Source organism: Lysinibacillus sphaericus (assembly GCF_006864135.1).
In the GTDB taxonomy this organism is placed as follows: Bacteria; Bacillota; Bacilli; order Bacillales_A; family Planococcaceae; genus Lysinibacillus.
This window is the reverse complement of record NZ_SADV01000001.1, coordinates 130,270-146,801: the sequence shown is the minus strand read 5'-3', so window position 1 is coordinate 146,801 and position 16,532 is coordinate 130,270. Positions and strand designations below refer to the sequence as shown.

Sequence of the window (16,532 nt, the reverse complement as noted above, 5' to 3'; positions counted from 1 at the left end):
AGGGCAGTGTGGCAATTTGATTGATTTTTATTCTCAATTAGGAAATTTAATCAAATTCATTTTTTAAACGCCAAATAACTTCTAAAAGATTGACAAATAAATTAATGAAATCTAAGTATAGATTTAAAGCCATGCCTACTACTTCAGCATCTGAAACGTGATTATGTCGGATTCGGTTAAAGTCATAAACCGTGTAGAGACTAAAAAGTAGTACAGTAATTCCTGCAATAATCAAAGCGACCAAGTTGCTAACAGGGAAAAACATAAAGGCTAATGAAAATACAATAACGACGATTAATACGGTGAATAAATAGGTTCCCCAATTGGAAATGTCTTTATTCATCATCATACCTATCAGTGCTAGCACAATAAAAATAGCTACAGTCGCTACGAAAACAAGTAAAACAAGCTGTTGCCCTAGCTCTACAATGTAAAATTGTGTTGTCCAAAATAGTGAAATTCCCATTAAAAAGGGGATTGTATACATAATAGAATTAGCAAGCTTCAGGTTTCGTACAAAGATGACAATAATAAGAAGTACAAGCGCAATAATGGATATTGGCATGACAATTGCAGGAGGTAATAATGTTGCTATGTACATTCCGACAACTGTTAATACCCACATAAAAGCAAAGTGTTTTAAGATCTTATTTAAGTTTTGATTTTTAGCATACGCCATATAGAAAAATCCTTTCTTTTGTAAAATAACTTTTATATAGTAACATACGAATCAACATTGAAAAAGATTCAACTATAAAAAAATATGTATTATTATCATCATGTGGTGCTGACTGGTTACCAAGTATCCACGATTTGATGATACAAACAATACCCGGCCTTTGCTAGACCGGGTAATATTTTTTCATTATTTTACATTTTTCCTTTGGTTTTTCACACCAACTAAATAGCCACCAAGGGCAATTGCCACTAAGACAATCCAGAAAATGGCCTTCCAAAGTGTTGAGTGTGGAAATTCATGTGGGATTATACCTAGTTTTTCGTGTGCTAATGTTAGAACAGCCAGCTTTATACCAACCCAACCAACGATTAAGAAGGCAGCTGTTTCAAGTGATGGATAATTATCGAGTATTTTCACGAACCAACGAGCAGCAAAACGCATCATAATAACACCAATAATACCACCTAAAAACATCACAGCGAATTGCCCAGCATTAATGCCGCCAACATCGAAATTTCCGATATGAGGTAGTGTAACTGCAATGGCGACAGCAGCTAATATTGAATCTATGGCAAAAGCAATATCAGCAAACTCAACCTTCAGTACGGTCATCCAGAAACCAGATTGTTTTTTATTGTCCTGAGTTTCCTCGGGATTTTGTTTGGCTTTTCGGGAATCGTAAATATGCTTCGTTGACATAATTAATAAATAGGCAGCACCTAGAGCTTGAATTTGCCAGAAGTTAACGAGCGTTGTAATAAGAAATAGTGCCGCAAAGCGAAAAACAAATGCTCCCACTAAACCATATAGCAATGCTTTTTGCTGTTGATTTTTTGGTAAATGCTTAACCATAACAGCCATAACAACGGCATTGTCTGCAGCTAATAAACCTTCTAGTACAATTAATACGACGAGAACCCATGCGTATTCTAGTAAAATTGCCTCCAAATGTATTTCCTCCTTTATACTTTGAATAGAAATGAATAAATTGCTTTCAACTTATTCTTTGCTTTTTTAGGCAAAATAAAAAGACCCATGCCTAAAAAAATAGGCAAAGGTCTTGCTAAGCTAATTAATTGGTTGTTGCACAGAATATCTGTACGCCAAGATATGCCTTCACACCCGATGGTAAATAACCATGTAATGACGAATGTGAAATCAGATGCTATGTTTACATCTGCTAGCTACTCCCCTTTGACATAATTGTCAAAAGCTATTCAATTCTTTATACATGAATTATAGCATGCTGATCATCAATTGCAAATCAATATGTGAAGATATGTTAATTTTTTTGTGGTAAAAATAATTATTTCGACAATATCGCAGCATATTGCCATATGTTGAACTTCGTAACGACTGGGTGACTCCTTGGGGAATAGCAAGATAAATTGGAATGTGAAAATGAATAAATAAAGTCTTATTTATATTTAATCCAAAATAAAATACCCTCTTAAATAGTTATGTACATTTAAGGGGATATTTTTAGATTACTCATTAAATGTTCCCGTAAATGTTTTACGGCCAGGATTTACTTGGTTAACGTCTATTTCTAATTTCCTAATAGAACTAGGTGTTAATGGAATCTTCCCGTCTTTCTCTATCTTTTTCCATACTTTCACATTTTTTCGGTATAGCTGTTCAGAAAGGCGATAAATATCAATATCTTTTGTTAATGCTTCTTTATACGTTGTTCGAATTTCTTTCTTCACTTCTTTTATAATCTTTTTTCTTATTTTATCTTCTGAAATATTCGTTTTAAAACCATTTAAAATTGCATTTATTTTTACATGGACATCAAATGTTACTTGATCATTTTTAACTAGTGGTTCAATATCTACTTTTATTTTTTCCAATGTTGCTGTCAAATAATCTGTTTCGTCACCCTCTATTTTAAACGTTATTTGACCTCGGTGCGTTCTATTATGCATCCATTGCATGCCTCTTGCGGCATCATTCTTAATAAAGCCTTTAAACCCACTTTTAGAAAGTACCCCAACCCCTGTTAAGGCAGTTTCCTGACCTTGTTGCTCTGCAGTTTCCCAGTTTTTACTGATCGTTACATAAGGGATACCAATTTCGTGATTTGGTTCATTTAAGCCAATAACTAAATTTCGAAAATTAACGGGCTCGACGAATATTTCTTTATCAGCTGTATCTAAAGGAGTACTAAGCTTTGATGATATAAGAGATGTATTCAAAATCGGCGTTAGAAGAAGGATGTCTTTTATAGAATCTTGTGTACAATAGGTCCATATTTGATACCTTGTTTCCCTATACCGCAATACAGTGTCTATAACGGAGAGGGCATTTTTATTTTTCATCGCTTCCTCGGAGAAAATTATAAATGTCATATGCCCCCAAAACACTTTTTGGTCGACGGATTGAAATAATTTATAAAGTGCTTCTTCCATTGTTTTTCCTTTAGAGTGTCCAACCTCAGCCTGTACTGTTTTTTGAGGATTAGGATACTCGAATTTTGCAACATTGGTGAAGTTAATTAATTGCATGTATATAACATACTGACCATCTTTATAATCAATACCAAGACCATCTACATAATACATTCTTTGAGCTTCATAAACATCCCAACATCCTGAAAGAAGGAGTGAAGTAGCTAAGCTTGATAATATAATAATTTTTTTCTTCATTGCTTCTTCCTGCTTTTAGATGTACGAGTGTTATCTTGGGGTGCAAGTGCTTTATTACGCTCGGCATAGCCTTTTGGTGATAAGCGGAAGATCGATTTTTTAATAGTTGTCCAATTTAAATCTGTTGCAAGATTCATGTAAGAATAACCGTAAATTCGGATGTTACATAAGTAAAGAAGTGTAAAGTAAAGTGAGATGAAAAAGCCAAATAAACCAAAGAAAGCGCTGGCAAGAATGAACGCAATACGCAATATACTGATGGTTGTGACAAGAGATTGGTTCACAAGAGTAAATGATGCAATTGTAGAGATCGCTATAACGACAATCATTTCTGGACTTGTCACACCAGCGCGAATGGCTGCATCACCAATAATTAAACCTCCAACTACACTTATCGTACCACCAATAACAGAAGGCAGACGTAAGCCGGCTTCTCGAAACAATTCAAACATAAGTAGCATGATTAGCATTTCGAGAGAGGAAGGGAGAGGTAAACCTGTTTTTGATTGGACGACGGTTGCTAAAAGCTGGAATGGTAGTTGATTTTGATGATAGGTCGTCAAAGAGAGCCAAAATGCAGGCAATAGCAAACCGATTAAAATGCCAACGATCCTTAACAGTCGTTCTATAGAACTGAAAACGATGGGATATTCATTATCCTCAGCGGATTTTAATAATAAAAATAAATTAACCGGTGTGATGACGCCATATGCTACACCATCGACGAAAATAAGAAAGCGTCCTCTAATTAAAGCCTGAATAGCATAATCGGGTCGTCCTGTGTAATCGAATTTTGGGAAAAGTTTGGAGTTTTTATTAATTCGCTCCATTAATATATCTCCACTAAAGACAATATCTGTATCTACAGCTGTCAGTTGCTTTTTAATTCCGTGTAAAATATCCATATCGACAATATCATCAAAATAAAGAATAGCCACGCTTGTTTTCGAACGTTTGCCTAACTCCATTTTTTCTACACAAAAAGAATTCGTAGGTAAACGTTTTCGTAATAGTGCAATGTTGACCCGGATGTCTTCAATAAAGTTATCCCTTGGTCCCTTAACGAGAACTTCCATCCTCGTTTCTTCAGGATTCCGATTAGGCTTTTTAGCAATATTACTAGCATATAAAAGTCCTTCCTCTTCAAAATAAAGCAGTAGGAAACCAGTATATACAAAGGTAATGGCTTCTTCTTTATCTTTGATTTTTTGAAGAGTCGGAACATGAAGTTGCTGCGTAATATTATCTTCAAAGGTTGTATCAGCTAAATTGTCATAAAGGTACTGAACACGCCGAATAATGACTTCATTGAGCATTTGCTGGTCTATCATTGCATCACAGGTAATGAATTGAACCTTTTTTTGATTAAATGTATATTCCTGAAATTGAATATCTGCTGACTTTTGAAATAGTTTTTTTAAGGTGTTTAGATCTATCGCCTTCTCCTGCTGAGGCATTATGATTCACCACTTTCCATCTCTTGTTTTTCAGATTTCTTTTTTGGGGAAGACTTACCTGAAAAGAACGCTACTAGTACGAAAAAAATTGACAGAAGAAAAAAGAAAATAAAAGTCACTGTTAATATATAGTTCCCTTTCACCTTCAAAAATATGTTTTCATTTAAAATAATTAGCGGTAGACAAAGTAGAAAGAAGGGTGGAGCTATCATTCTCCATATTTGCTTCGGGGCCCCAGTCATTTTCAATAAATCCGCTATAACATATAAGAGGAAGCTAACTCGTATAAATGTACCAGTAAGCCATTGGTATATTGAGAAAAAGTCAAGATGCTCAATATAGCGACCAATTGATACTAGTCCCCATTCCTCGTAGGCAGGATATCTTTGCTTTGCGGCTTCGGTAGGACCAAATTCTGCAATTGCTCCAAGGAGTGGACCTAAAGTAAGCCCCATTAAAATGAAAAGTATGATGCCTAAATGATACCAACGAAGACGTTCTTTAAATTGGTGCTGTAAAAATAACAGTATGATTAATTCAATAAATCCTGATGCCGGGTAAACCATCCCTTTGATAACGGGGTGGAATCCATGCTCAAAAAATGGACGTAATAACTCATATTCTTTTACCTGTATATTTGTAAATGCTACAAAAAAACCAAAGACTACTACACCAAATAATACAAAGACATTTAACATAACAATGGTTTGTAAGCTAGTTGTAACGAGTAAAATACAAAGAATCGTATAAATGAGTAATAATATAATGACCGGTGTTTCAGGTAAAAACGTTGTATTTACCCATTGCAAAGTTTCAACCATCGTAAAAGCAGCTAAAATGAGTAAATAAATAACGATAATATAGATGACAATAGTAGAGCCTATTTTCCCGATTTTCCCATCTAACCAGTCTCTAATAGGTTCTTGATTCGTCTTTTTTTGAATATAAACTAAAAGAAATAGCCAGAAGAATATAATAACAGTAGCCATTAATACAGATGCCCAACCATCTCTCCCTACAACGTCGAGTAGTGGGGGAATAATTGTCACGTGATTTTTTAAGCCAATAACAGTCATAGATAAGAAGACAACATGTAAAATACTAATCGATCCTACACCTTTCATATAAAAACCCTCTAACGTTAATTGATACATTTTAGCTTAGACAAAAAGTGAGGGGATTATAAGTATGACAAACTACTCTGAAAAGAGAATTTTATCTTCTTACAGCTACAAAAGTCCCCAACCTTTATAGGTGGTGAGGTGAAAGCGGTTTTAAGTCATTTTATAGCGGGTGTCCAAACATCTGTACCTGTCGCTACGCTTTCGGTACAAAAAACATCCGCTGAAAGAAGTTAAAGCCGATTCCGGACGCAATTATGCCGAGGCATAATTGCTATAGCTCATGAAAAAATTTTTTATAGAAAAAAACGAGGTAATTGACGGTTCAAATACCTCGTTTTTAGAATTAAATTTTAAAGAGCAGTAAGTCTCCCCACATTAAGAAGTGAGGTGGGAGACTTACTGCCCGTAAAAGCCCGATTGGTGAAAATTAATAATCCGTGGGTATAGAAACCCCCACGGATTAAAATTTCACTTTATTAAATGATTAATGAATATAATTAGAGCTTACAAGATCCTTTTTAAGGACATCTGTTGGGATTTCAAATTCTACTACACCCATATAGCCTGGTGCCACTTCATATTTATCAAAGGAAATCACAAGTTTCCCTTTATTAGAAATATAAAATTGCTGGTCTGCTTTAATAGCTGTAAAGTTGTCCGTAACCTCTTCATGCCCTGCACCTTTTACCCAGTATACTTTATCTGAGTCGGAAGCGGCTTGTTGGCGCATCTGTTCGATAATGTTATCGCTGATCGTTTTAATATAATTATCGTCTTTAAATAGCATTGGCAGTGTAATTAAAATTTCATTTTGTTTATCAATCGTATCGTAGTGCATCGTTGTAGAAGAGGATCCTACTGTATTGACAGTGTAACGACCAATCGACAAGATTTGGTCATTATCTGTTTTTACGTCGTAGCCACTATCTACACCTAAATGGCCGCCACCGTTAGCCTTTAAATCACCAACTTCGGCAATAAAGTCATTATAAAGAGCTTTACCTTCTGAACGGTATTTCTCATTTAAAGCATTAGCAAGATCTTTATTTTCTAAGTTTTCAATAGAAGGTACTTTAATGTTTGCATCGTATGTCTCTTCTTTTACTTCATATTCAGTCCAAGTTAAGACTTTTACGACACTGCCAACAACAGGAATATCTGAAAGTGTTCGTGCCATTGCAGGACTGACATTTAAACCAGCTGTAAAAAGCATTGCAGCTGCCGCAGATCCAAGTAACCATTGTGGTGCTCTTTTTTTTCTGTTCTTTTTACCTTGTTTTAATGCGTTTTCAACCACAAAATCAAGCTCCTTTGGAATAGATACCTCATTATATTGTTTTTCTAATTCTTTTAATTTTTCATCCATGTGCTGTTTCTCCCTTCACATCTTCCAACTGTATTTTCAATAGTTTTAGCGCTTTATAAAGACGTGATTTAGCAGTACTCAGCTTAATGTTAAGAATATTTGCAACATCAGCGAGTTTTAAATCTTCGAAATAATGTAAAATAACAACTTCACGGTACATTACGGGTAAGTCTTCTAACGCATGCTCTAAATCAACGTTTTCGTAGACATCCTCTTGCGCAGTTGTTAAATATTGCAATGTATCATCATCTGTTACTTGTAAGCGTTTATGCTTACGTAAAAAATCTATAGATGTACGTACGACGATTTTGTAAAACCAGCTTTTCATATACTCGACATTTTCTAGTCGATCTAGAGAAAGCATTGCTTTTTGAATACTGTCTTGTACGACATCAAGTGCGTCCTGTTCATTTTTCGTATAGCTATACGCGAGCAAATAAAAACGCTCTTTCTGTTCACGAATTAACTGGACAAACACCTCTTCATGTTGAAATGCATTTCTTGTTTTCATGTCCAAAGAAGCTCCTTTATAACATTTTCAAATTGTATACATCTACTAGACGTGTGAAAGGGGAAAAAAAGTTGATAGTATAAAAAAATTTATCTTATTTTTTTAACATCAAAGAAAATAATTAGTAATTTATCTAGCATTAGTTAATAGCCAATAGTGAAGACTAACAATCAGTGGGAATGAAGAAAACCTCCGCAGATTAAAGTTTCACTTTACCGTCCATTTTAATTTGGAGAAAAATCATAGCAAATTATAAACCTTTTGCTATTACTTAGAAAGGGGAAAAAATGAGTTGGGTGTAATTGGAAGTGTCGTTGAGCAGTCTTTATTTGAAGCAGGAAGTAGAGCTTCTGAAATTATTGAAATAACTGTTGATGGGTTTCTAGGAGAATGCCAAATCTATACAGGGAGTAATACGAGTAGAATAAAATTAATTATTTTGACAGTATATTAATCTAGTGTTATTATTTACCTAATATTAAGTAAATAAAGGTGAAATGATGAATAAAAGTTTGGATAATAATTATACATTGTTGAATTTTTCCAAAGCCGATAAAGTGATCTTGTGGCTTGGTTTCCCACTTCTCGGTTTAGTGCTTGGTTGGTTTCTTCCGAGTATTGCTAAATGGGCTATTACTTTACCATGGGTACCCTTTCAAGGGCCTTTAAATCTAATTGCATCTTATAATGGAGCATGGGTAGGTTTTATCACAATGGTTCTTGGATTGTTTGCGGGAATTATGGTGACATTATTTTCTTTTCATGAAAGCTTAGAAATGACTATTTATGATGAGAAAGTTATGTTAAAACTTAGAGATGATGAAACTATCTTAAAAAAGGAAGATATTTCACTTGTATTTATAGATGGAAAGCAAATAGTATTATTAGGTAACGATGAGAAAGAGCTGTTTCGATATAAACAAGAGCTTAATAGAAATACAGTTGGTGCTGCTTTTTTAAAACATAATTATGTATGGAGTGATACAGCACCTTTTATAGAAGATTATAAAAAATGGGTGCAGGATTGTCCTGATCTATCACCTGCTGCAAATGCTCTATTAAAAGCAAGAAAAGTAGCGATTGAAGATGGGAATGATGAAGAAGTATTTCAGTTAGCTAAAGAGCTTTGGAAGCTAAGAGTATCTGTAAAAGAAAAAAATAAAAGTCAATATTATCGATAAACGACAAAGAAAAGTGAAGAGTAAATGGCCTATTCAAAAATTGAGAATTGACCATTGTAAAACAATATATATACAAAACCAATAAGCGGTGCAATTAATATAATTGCACCGCTTTATTTCGTTTTTAAAGATATAAAGAATGTAAGCCCGAAATATAAAAAATATGCGCATCTTTCCGGACCGCACTACGAATGTCCATCTATCTGAAATTTTTTTCGAATAGATGGCTATTTTGCACATGTGGCTTGGATATTTTTCGACCAAGGCATGTATTTATTTAAAATTTGGGGTTGCTGATGGATCGGTAAATTCGGCAGCTCCATCATTAGTTTAACTAAATATTGATAGAAATCAATACCATTCGCTTTTGCTGTTTCAGCCAGACTCAAGCAGTGCATTCGCTTTAGCACCAGCTTCGCTCACAGAAAAACGCCAGTTCTTTCGGCCAATCACATTAGGACGAATCGGATTTTCAGCTGGATTATTATCAATTCCAATCCGACCATCGAACAGAGAAACTTTTAACCCATGTACACGATTTAATGTGTTTTCGGGAACTTTTTCCAAGGTGTTTTTTCCGAAGAAAGGCGATTTATCTACCCATTCCTGAAACTTTTCGACAATCGGTTTTGATTGCTTTTGCTGTGCTTTACGACGCTTTCCTGGTGAGAGATGCTTATATTGCCGTTCTAAGCGATACAGTTGATCACAGTAATCCAAGCCGATTTTCCCATTTTTGCTATCGGCTTTCAGCCAATAATGTCGTATATGCGCCCAACAATTAGCGAATGAAATATTAGATAGCTTACCGTATGCTTATAAAATGCTATTTTTATCGCAATTATTGTCGAAATAATGTCGAAGATTGTAAAAAAATAAATACAGTATTATAAATATCACTACTCATGATGATCTTATCTGTGTATAGTTGCATAAGATAAAATGAATAATATTCTACGATAGATGAAGGGGATTACTTTTAAATGGGAAAGAAAATTGCATGGGTTACAGATACAGCAGCATTGTTAGATGAAAAGTTCATACAGGACAATCAAATTCACGTATTACCACTTAATATAGTGTTCGAAGAAGGGGCTTTACGCGAAACTGTTGATATGACACATGATCAGTTTTACGAAAAGCTACGAAATGCTAAAAAAAATCCAAAGACATCACAACCTGCTATTGGTGAAGTTGTAGACTTATATAAATCATTAAAAGAACAAGGGTATACATGTGCAATTGCAATTCATACCTCTCAACATCTTTCGGGCACTTATCAAAGCACTTTCACAGCAGCTGGTCAAGCTGAATTTGAAGTATATCCAGTGGATTCAAAAATCGGGTCATTTCCGATGATGAAAATGATTAAACTCGGTCAGCAGTTAGAGCGTGAAGGTTTTGAACCTGGCTATATTGTTGAAAGAATCAATGAGATGGCAGATAACAGTGAGCTTTCATTTATTCCGGCTAACTTATCACAATTACATAAAAGTGGTCGAGTTTCAGGGACTCAAGCATTTTTAAGTAACTTGTTGAATATTAAAGTTGTCATATCATTTGAAGATGGAAAGCCCGTTATGAAAGAAAAAGTACGCGCTACGACTAGAGCTAAAACATATGTACAAAATGTTTTAAATACAGATCTAGAAAAAAGTATTATCCCTGAAGTTGCAATTATTCACTGTAATGATGAAGAAGGCGCAACCGCTTGGAAAAAAGCTTTAGAGAACGAATATCCGTACATAAACTTCTCCGTATTACCACTAAGTGCTTGTGTAGCGGTTCATGCAGGTGAAGGAACGCTTGGTTTAAGTTGGGTACGTCTAACAGAGTTTGCACCACTTAAGAAAAAGAAAGCTGAATTAGTTACTATATAAACATAATTGTAATCTAAATTATTGTAGGTACATGAAGTTGCGAAATTCCTATAAACCAACTATTATACAGTCAGAGAGCATTTTAGCTTAAGTAAACTGGCAGATGTAACGTTATTTTTGAATGATAGCAGTGTTTTCATTCAGGTATGGGGGACTGGCTGTTAAATTTTGTTTGAATAGGGATATTGTTATTATAGGTAATTTAGTCTTCGACGATTTGAATCATATGCGCATTTGTCGTGCGGTAGATTCCGTCGAGATAGAACGTTTCAATTGGGGAATTATCAGTGGGTGTGCCTTTGCGGGACATGCTTATGGTAATTCCTTTTTCTTTGACTGATTTTTGATACGCATATGATGTGTACACAGAACCTTGATCGCTATGCAAGATGCAGCCTTGCGGTAAATCAGGTAATTGATATAAAATATCCAAAACGAATGACGTATCTTGTGTAGAATCAATTGTTTGCGCTACACTTTCTCCGATATAGAGTAAGCCCAAAATATAAAAAAGCGCACCTTTTCGGTACACACGACGAATGGCGATCTATCCTAATTTTTTTCGGATAGATGGCTAGTTTGTACATGTGGCTTGGATTTTTTCGACCAAGGCATGTAATTATTTAAAATCTCTGGCTGCTGGTGAATCGGTAAATTTGGCAATTCTGTCATTAACGTCACTAGGTATTGATAGAAATCGATGCCGTTTGCTTTTGCCGTTTCAGCCAAACTTAAACAGATGGCATTCGCTTTAGCGCCTGCTTCACTAACAGAGAAAAGCCAGTTCTTACGACCAATCACATTTGGACGAATCGCATTTTCAACCGGATTATTATCGATTTCAATCCTACCGTCGAACAGAAAAGCTTTTAATCCATGTACACGATTTAATGTGTATTCCGCAACTTTGGCTAAGGCATTTTTTCCGAAGAAAGGTGATTCATCCACCCATTTTAAGAATTTCTCTACAATCGGCTTTGAATGTTTTTGCCGTGATTTTCGGCGTTTACCTGGTGAAAGATGCTTGAATTGACGTTCTAGGTGATACAGTTGATCACAGTAATCCACGCCAATTTGCCCGAGGGACAATTGTTAGTTTGGTAGTTGACATAAAGAAGCACCTCCTCTAATTGATACATTTATCGTACCGGAGATGCCTGGTTATTTATATGCGTTATTTGATTACGGGCTTACTAAGAATCATGAAAAATAGTCATATGTATTTTTTAAAAGTAATAGAATTGTCACAACGATAAATAAATTACGTACATATCCGCTTCCACGTTTAATGGCAAATTTAGAACCAACAATAGCGCCAGCAATTTGCGCAAGACCCATTGGTAAACCATAGGCATAATTTATTTGCCCTAAGTATATAAACATAAGAAGGGCGGCGATATTACTTCCGAAATTCAAAAACTTTGCATTGCCTGCTGATTTTAAAAAGTCAAAGCCAACTATTAAAAAGGCAAACAGTAGAAACGAGCCTGTCCCTGGCCCTAAAAAGCCATCATAGAAGCCAATTAAGGTAATGATCACTACGAAAAATGTGTAACGTTTAGGCGTCAATTTTTTATAGGTAGAAACGCTACCCCAGTCTTTTTTGAAAATAGTATAAATAGCCACAGCTGCTAGCATGACAAGCATTAGCGGCTTTAGAACGCTTGGGTCCATAAGATGGACAATCCATGCACCAATCATGGAACCAATAAAAACGAATGGGAACAATTTATAAACGGCTTTAATATCCAATTTTCCAGAGCGATAAAATGTTATGGTGCTCGTTAATGACCCCATAGTGCCCGCTAATTTATTGGTAGCCACGGCTGCAGATGGTGGAAGACCAACAAACATAAGTGCGGGTAATGAAATAAGTCCGCCGCCTCCTACAACAGAATCAATAAATGCTGCTAGAAAGCCAAAAAAGATAAGAATGAGTAAAATGTTTACATCTAAATCGAAAGGCACGGTGGTCATCTCTTTTCTATAATAGTAATTTGATAGTAGCGAAATGAAACAGGACTGTAAATAGCTTAAATTGTATTTCTCTATTAATTTTGACAATTAGATATTTTTAAATATTTTAAAATTCTACAAAAAAACAAAAATATTCTACTTTGTGTGTATTTTTTAATGTGATATGTAGATGATGATGTTTTTTGCGTAAAGGGGACGTGATAGCATTTGAGTTTAGGGAATCATATAAGAGTATTTATTTGTGTTGTGTTTATGGGGCTACTTGTCGGATATGTATATAATGCCAAAAAAGATATAACTGATAATGAATATATCGATACAGTAAAAGAAGGATATTTGAGGAATTTTTCAGATGTATCTGTTCGTAATGCATTTAATTACGCATTTTTTGAACCGTATTGGCGGTATTACCAAGCAAAAACAGGTGAGCATGTTGTCGAATTATCAGGTGATATTACATTTGAAGGTGAGAAAGGGCATGCCATTTTACAATTCGTAGTGGATGAACAAACAAAGAAATTTACTGCTTACGCAATGAAATTTAATGATGTCGTATTGAGTCCCGTACAAACCCGGTTGCTTATTGGTATGGTTTATGAAACATGGCATTCAAAGCGGCTAGCCTATGAGTAAGGTCTTTTGCTTTGTAAAAAGATATTCCTATATTACAGTAGAGGGGAGTGTTTAGACAGAGAGGGTGTTTTTAATGAAATTAAGTATTTTAGATCAAATGCCTATTCCAAAAGATCATACTGCTGAGGAAGCCTTTCAGCGTACAGAACAAATAGCGCTTTTAGGTGAAGAGCTTGGCTATCATCGTATGTGGTTAGCAGAGCACCATAATAGTCATTCACTGGCAAGTTCAGCTCCCGAAGTTACAGCTGCTTTCTTAGCAGCAAAAACAAAACGTCTTCGAATCGGTACTGGAGGCGTTATGATGATGCACTATTCACCATATAAGTTGGCCGAGGTTTTTAAAACATTAAGTGGCTTGGCGCCAAATCGTATTGATTTCGGCGTCGGCAGAGCCCCTGGTGGTGATCATGCCTCTATTTATGCACTAGCAGAGGGACGGAGACAACGATTTACAGAGCAATACGATAAGCTCGAAATAATATTAAAACTGATGAATAATCAAAAAACAGGGGAAGATGTCTATGATCAAGTAATTGCGGCACCAGTGAATATCCAATTACCTGAAGCTTGGTTACTTGGATCAAGTGGTCAAAGCGCTATGCAGGCAGGTCGATTAGGTGTAGGTTATTCATATGCACAATTTTTTACTGGCAATATATCAAAGGATATATTTGATACGTATAGAGATTACTTTATACCTTCCTATTATATGGAGAAGCCACAAATTATCGTTACTTATGCTGCGACAGTTGCAGATACGTTAGAGGAAGCGGAATATTTGGCGAAACCGATTGATATTACACGTCTCCATCTCATGAAGGGACAAATCATTCAAGCGATGTCACCCGAGGAAGCAAAGGATTATCCACTTACGGAGTTGGATAAAATGACAATTGCCAATAATCGAAAAGCCAATCTTGTCGGAACACCGAAAGAAGTCGCTGAATTTTTAGTAGCAGAGCAAGAGCTTTATGGATTTGACGAAGTGATGCTAAACTGCAATCAATATGCACTAGAAAGTCGCATGAATACTTATACGCTAATTGCGAAGGAATTGTTAAGAACCACACAGCTTTAGCCGCGGGAGTACTTACGTAAAACCTTCTAATCAACAAGAGTAGCTTTGATTATGCTAGCGAAAAAATCTATGAATCTTGAAAAAAGGCCGTACAACAAATTATCAAGAAAAATAGAGTTGAATTCTTGTGGTGGTAGAAATATAAGCAGTTTTGTGAAAAATAACAAAAAAGAAGCGATGTTCAGTACGGGAACATCGCTTTTTTGATATAAACTTATGGATGCTCTTGATGACATTAATCGATGGTTGTTATTACTTGGTATGGTCGATGGTCGCAATAAGAAAGTATATGTAGAGATATATCGTGAATTGGAGGCGTTAGCTTATGAAAGATGAAAACTTACGTGCAGCATTTGATACTTGGGAAGAAACCAGTTACCAGTCACGGTTAAAGTATATGAAGAAGCCCGCTCCCGCTACATTGATGGAATCAATAAGGGAAGAGAACAAGGATATGAACAAGGTCGGAACAAGAGCGAATACAGTTAGTGAAAAAATTACTTAAACGGCATGAGCCATTTGAAGAAATAATGAATTTATTAGGCTTATCGAGAGAAGAGATTGAAAGAATCAAAAGTCTGAATTCATCTCAGATATAAGTATTTTTGAATGACCCCTATCGATCGAATGGTGAAAGTATTAGCCATAGAAATTGATCTTACATACTAAAGTAGTAAAAGTATAGATAATTTTTCTATCTATCACTTTTTCGCAAGAAGCTACCTGATGCTCGGACATTTATTAGTGTTTTATTGTTAAGGTAAAAGTAATATAAATCTTATAAAAAATGTCCAATGCATACATTTGCATTGGACATTTTCCGTTTTAAACTCTAACAGACCCACTAACAAATTTCGTATCTTTATAATACATATTTTGAACAAGAACGTTAGGGCCTAAGCATTTTACTGCTGGACAGTGACAGTTTAGTGATTTTGCTAAATCTGTTGCCATCCATTTATCGAAAATCACTGGTAACTCGTCGTTCACAATATTGCCTAGCGCAGGTGTGTCGCCAAAGTCTGTTACAATGACATCACCTGTAAAGATATTGACATTTAAGCGAGAGCGTCCATCTGGATCATTACGCATCGTCACGTTTTTTTCTTCTCTCAGTCGTTTTAGAAGCTTTTGATCTTCTTCATTCATACTACATGGATAGAAAGGTAGCGTACCAAATAGCATCCAAGTGTTTTTATCTCGAATATCAAGTAGATGATGAATCGCCTCACGCGTTTCTTCAAGTGATAAAGACGTAAGGGCACTAGCAAAATCTGAAGGGTACATCGGATGCACCTCGTGGCGTGCACATTTCATTTCGTTGATGATTTGGTTATGGATATGCTCTAAGTAAGGTAAAGTTTTTTTGTTTAACATAGTTTCCGCTGATACCATTACACCGTGTTCTGCTAGCATTTTTGAGTTATCAATCATGCGTTGGAACAAAGCTGCACGCTGTTCATAAGTTGGTTTTCGCTCCATCATGGCAAAGCCTGTTTCGACGAATTCATCGATAGTACCCCAGTTATGTGAAATATGTAGCACATCTAAATACGGTGCAATCAGTAAATAACGTTCTGGTTCCAATGTTAGGTTGGAGTTAATTTGTGTTCGGACACCACGTTCATGCGCATATTTCAATAAAGGCAATACATAGTTTTGAACGGATTTCTTAGACATCATCGGTTCTCCACCAGTGATTGAGATTGTTTTAAGGTGTGGAATTTCATCCAGACGCTTTATAATTAGTTCAATTGGTAAAGCTTCTGGATCTTTCGTTTGTAATGTATAGCCAACAGCGCAGTGTGCACAGCGCATATTACAAAGAGTCGTTGTTGTGAATTCAATATTAGATAGGGTCATATGCCCATGTTGTTCAACATCTAAATACGCTTCCCATGGATCAAAGGCCGGCGTAATTTTTTGTAGGGTCTTCATAATTGGTACATCTTCCTTTCTAGCATTCTATTGTCTCATATTCGCTGTTATTTTCAA

Annotated in this window: 15 protein-coding genes and 3 pseudogenes; 6 read left to right on the top strand and 12 right to left on the bottom strand. The window is 35.6% G+C overall.

The window, feature by feature from the left end; genetic code table 11:
* Positions 1-46 precede the first annotated feature (46 nt).
* From C7Y47_RS00680 to C7Y47_RS00650, 7 genes are all read right to left on the bottom strand, one after another.
* Positions 47-679 (bottom strand): Bax inhibitor-1/YccA family protein, encoded by a 633-nt coding sequence (locus C7Y47_RS00680; protein WP_142507004.1) that lies wholly within the window; start codon positions 677-679, stop codon positions 47-49.
* A 186-nt stretch (positions 680-865) separates the two neighbouring features.
* On the bottom strand, positions 866-1,627 hold the full coding sequence (locus tag C7Y47_RS00675; protein ID WP_142507003.1) for a TerC family protein: 762 nt from the start codon (positions 1,625-1,627) through the stop codon (positions 866-868).
* Positions 1,628-2,166: 539 nt separating this feature from the next.
* On the bottom strand, positions 2,167-3,327 hold the full coding sequence (locus C7Y47_RS00670; RefSeq protein WP_142507002.1) for a Ger(x)C family spore germination protein: 1,161 nt from the start codon (positions 3,325-3,327) through the stop codon (positions 2,167-2,169).
* Positions 3,324-4,784 carry a spore germination protein gene (locus tag C7Y47_RS00665; protein WP_142507001.1) on the bottom strand — a complete coding sequence of 487 codons (1,461 nt, stop codon included), beginning with the start codon at positions 4,782-4,784 and terminating at the stop codon, positions 3,324-3,326. The genes C7Y47_RS00670 and C7Y47_RS00665 overlap by 4 nt, the downstream gene beginning before the upstream one ends.
* Positions 4,784-5,908, bottom strand: a complete 1,125-nt coding sequence (locus tag C7Y47_RS00660; protein WP_142507000.1) for an endospore germination permease — start codon at positions 5,906-5,908, stop codon at positions 4,784-4,786. The genes C7Y47_RS00665 and C7Y47_RS00660 overlap by 1 nt, the downstream gene beginning before the upstream one ends.
* A gap of 484 nt (positions 5,909-6,392) precedes the next feature.
* Positions 6,393-7,274, bottom strand: coding sequence for a DUF3298 and DUF4163 domain-containing protein (locus C7Y47_RS00655; RefSeq protein WP_142506999.1), 882 nt, complete (start codon positions 7,272-7,274; stop codon positions 6,393-6,395).
* Positions 7,267-7,785, bottom strand: a complete 519-nt coding sequence (locus C7Y47_RS00650) for a sigma-70 family RNA polymerase sigma factor (protein WP_142506998.1) — start codon at positions 7,783-7,785, stop codon at positions 7,267-7,269. Before C7Y47_RS00650 ends, C7Y47_RS00655 begins: the two co-directional genes overlap by 8 nt.
* A 292-nt stretch (positions 7,786-8,077) precedes the next feature.
* On the opposite strand from C7Y47_RS00650, the gene C7Y47_RS24775 reads away from it, so the two are divergent.
* Both C7Y47_RS24775 and C7Y47_RS00645 read left to right on the top strand, forming a co-directional pair.
* On the top strand, positions 8,078-8,239 hold the full coding sequence (locus tag C7Y47_RS24775; RefSeq protein ID WP_185903358.1) for a hypothetical protein: 162 nt from the start codon (positions 8,078-8,080) through the stop codon (positions 8,237-8,239).
* A 43-nt stretch (positions 8,240-8,282) separates the two neighbouring features.
* Positions 8,283-8,966, top strand: coding sequence for a YqeB family protein (locus tag C7Y47_RS00645; protein WP_255504952.1), 684 nt, complete (start codon positions 8,283-8,285; stop codon positions 8,964-8,966).
* 227 nt (positions 8,967-9,193) lie between these two features.
* Here the strand turns inward: C7Y47_RS00645 and C7Y47_RS25340 are convergent.
* Positions 9,194-9,782 (bottom strand): annotated as a pseudogene (locus C7Y47_RS25340) (IS66 family transposase); the annotation flags it as partial.
* Between the two features lie 167 nt (positions 9,783-9,949).
* Between C7Y47_RS25340 and C7Y47_RS00630 the strand changes: the two are divergent.
* A complete protein-coding gene (locus C7Y47_RS00630; protein ID WP_142506997.1) occupies positions 9,950-10,846 on the top strand; it encodes a DegV family protein in 897 nt (298 codons plus the stop codon).
* 205 nt (positions 10,847-11,051) lie between these two features.
* Here C7Y47_RS00630 and C7Y47_RS00625 read toward each other — a convergent pair.
* The 3 genes and pseudogenes from C7Y47_RS00625 to C7Y47_RS00615 all read right to left on the bottom strand — a co-directional run.
* Positions 11,052-11,339: pseudogene (locus C7Y47_RS00625) on the bottom strand (DDE-type integrase/transposase/recombinase); the annotation flags it as partial.
* An 81-nt stretch (positions 11,340-11,420) separates the two neighbouring features.
* A pseudogene (locus tag C7Y47_RS00620) lies at positions 11,421-11,926 on the bottom strand (IS66 family transposase); the annotation flags it as partial.
* 120 nt (positions 11,927-12,046) lie between these two features.
* Positions 12,047-12,814, bottom strand: coding sequence for a TSUP family transporter (locus C7Y47_RS00615; RefSeq protein ID WP_142506995.1), 768 nt, complete (start codon positions 12,812-12,814; stop codon positions 12,047-12,049).
* A gap of 216 nt (positions 12,815-13,030) precedes the next feature.
* Here C7Y47_RS00615 and C7Y47_RS00610 point away from each other — a divergent pair, with 216 nt between their 5' ends.
* The 3 genes from C7Y47_RS00610 to C7Y47_RS00600 all read left to right on the top strand — a co-directional run bounded on the left by C7Y47_RS00610 (position 13,031) and on the right by C7Y47_RS00600 (position 15,042).
* Positions 13,031-13,456, top strand: a complete 426-nt coding sequence (locus C7Y47_RS00610; RefSeq protein WP_142506994.1) for a hypothetical protein — start codon at positions 13,031-13,033, stop codon at positions 13,454-13,456.
* Between the two features lie 73 nt (positions 13,457-13,529).
* Positions 13,530-14,537, top strand: a complete 1,008-nt coding sequence (locus C7Y47_RS00605; protein WP_142506993.1) for an LLM class flavin-dependent oxidoreductase — start codon at positions 13,530-13,532, stop codon at positions 14,535-14,537.
* A 325-nt stretch (positions 14,538-14,862) separates the two neighbouring features.
* Positions 14,863-15,042, top strand: a complete 180-nt coding sequence (locus tag C7Y47_RS00600) for a hypothetical protein (protein WP_142506992.1) — start codon at positions 14,863-14,865, stop codon at positions 15,040-15,042.
* A 320-nt stretch (positions 15,043-15,362) separates the two neighbouring features.
* Here the strand turns inward: C7Y47_RS00600 and yfkAB are convergent, their stop codons facing one another.
* Positions 15,363-16,475, bottom strand: a complete 1,113-nt coding sequence (yfkAB, locus tag C7Y47_RS00595) for a radical SAM/CxCxxxxC motif protein YfkAB (protein WP_142506991.1) — start codon at positions 16,473-16,475, stop codon at positions 15,363-15,365.
* Positions 16,476-16,532 lie beyond the last annotated feature (57 nt).